The sequence below is a fragment of the Protofrankia sp. CiT1 genome (assembly GCF_917627335.1).
In the GTDB taxonomy this organism is placed as follows: domain Bacteria; phylum Actinomycetota; class Actinomycetes; order Frankiales; family Frankiaceae; genus Protofrankia.
The window spans coordinates 1-919 of record NZ_CAKJTP010000304.1 but is presented as its reverse complement, the minus strand read 5'-3'; the positions used below and the strand labels follow the sequence as shown (position 1 = coordinate 919).

Genomic DNA, 919 nt, shown 5'->3' with positions numbered 1-919 from the left:
CCAGGGCGTGCTGCAAAGTCGTTGATGCTGGTCAAGCGGGGTTTTTGAGGCCGATGATCTCGATGAGCAGTGCCGTGTCGTGGCGGATGTTGCGGATGGTGGGGGCGATCCGGGTGTGGCCGGCGAGGCGGATCAGCCCGATCGCGAGGTTACGCAGTGTGGCCATGACGCGGGGCAGCGGGCCGGTCCGTACCGTCGAGGCGTCTTCACGGAACGTCACATCGCGGACCCAGTGGACTCGGTTCTCCACAGTCCAATGTCCCTGGATGTAGCCGGCGAGTTCGGCGGCGCTGACCTCGCTCCTCGCGAGGCTGGTGATCACGTGGACGGTGACCACGGTCGGGATCTTCTTCGTGACCCGTCTGGTTCCTTTCCCTTTGGTCACGGTGCGGGTGACGTGGCGGCGGATGCGGGCGACGGTGCGGGCGTGCGGGTGACGGGCGCGGACCTGGTCGCTGGCGTCCGCGAGCTGGATCGTGCGTTTCTCGTGCCGGCCGTGCGCGCGGCCCTCGGCGGTGTGGCCGGCCCTGACGCGGGTCCAGTCGGCCGCGCGGCGGCAGTCGTCGGCGAGGGCGGCGGTGTTGCCCTTGACGGTGAACACGAAGTGCGCGCCGAGCTCGGCGACGATCAGCTCGGCGTGCGCCCTCACGGTATGCAGCGCGTCACAGGTGATCACCCAGCCGGTCAGCGGCTGGTAGGCGTGCAACTCGCGCAGCAGCGGGGCGAAACAGCCGACCTCGTTGGTCTTCGCGCCGATCTCGTGCTCGGCGAGCACGACCCCGTGGCCGTGGGTGACCGCGGCGAGCAGGTGCGGGGCGATCCCGTCCGCGCCGGCCGCGCCACGGATGGTCTTCCCGTCAACCGCGAGCGCCCGGCGCGCCGCCGGGCCGCCGGCCCGCGCCCGGGCGGACCCCTGCGA

The 919-nt window shown here is 71.3% G+C and carries 1 protein-coding gene; it reads right to left on the bottom strand.

Annotated elements, in window-relative coordinates:
• Positions 1 to 31: 31 nt before the first annotated feature.
• Positions 32 to 919, bottom strand: an 888-nt coding sequence (locus tag MJ785_RS21890) for an ISAs1 family transposase (RefSeq protein ID WP_239382769.1), incomplete at its 5' end; no start/stop codon positions are given.